The 412-nt window shown below is 63.3% G+C and carries 2 protein-coding genes; one reads left to right on the plus strand and one right to left on the minus strand.

The window, feature by feature from the left end:
- The first annotated feature begins 8 nt into the window (after positions 1–8).
- On the plus strand, positions 9–182 hold the full coding sequence (locus I6F38_RS43520) for a DUF1328 domain-containing protein (RefSeq protein ID WP_005417836.1): 174 nt from the start codon (positions 9–11) through the stop codon (positions 180–182).
- Positions 183–204: 22 nt separating this feature from the next.
- Here the strand turns inward: I6F38_RS43520 and I6F38_RS43525 are convergent.
- Positions 205–412, minus strand: a 208-nt coding sequence (locus I6F38_RS43525) for an SMR family transporter (RefSeq protein ID WP_249794513.1), incomplete at its 5' end; no start/stop codon positions are given.

Below are 412 nucleotides of genomic sequence, written 5' to 3' on the forward strand. Positions count from 1 at the left end.
GGACTGACATGATCAAGTGGGCCATCATTTTCGCCATCATCGGCATCATCGCCGGCGTGCTGGGCTTCGGCGGCATCGCCGGTGCCGCTGTGGGCATCGCCAAGTTCCTGTTCTGGGCCGGCATCATCATTGCCGTGGTGCTGTTCCTGATCGGCATGAGCGTGGCGAAGAAGGTCAGCTAGCACCTGTCGCGCAGCAGCGTGTTCAGTGCGCGCTGCTGCGCGAGAACAGGTTGATCACCAGCACGCCGGCGCAGATCAGCGCGATGCCGGCCAGCGCAGCTGCATCCAGCCGCTGCTTGAACACCACCAGGCCGATCAGCGAGATCAGCACGATGCCGACGCCGGACCAGATCGCATAGGCGATGCCGGTCGGCACCGACTTCATGGTGACCGACAGCAGGTAGAAGCAC

The sequence above is a fragment of the Bradyrhizobium sp. BRP56 genome (genome assembly GCF_020194035.1).
In the GTDB taxonomy this organism is placed as follows: domain Bacteria; phylum Pseudomonadota; class Alphaproteobacteria; order Rhizobiales; family Xanthobacteraceae; genus Bradyrhizobium; species Bradyrhizobium australafricanum.

Bases quoted from the DNA above. Each gene is read 5' to 3' on its own strand.
- I6F38_RS43520 (WP_005417836.1), top strand. From the start codon at position 9: ATGATCAAGTGGGCCATCATTTTCGCCATCATCGGCATCATCGCCGGC.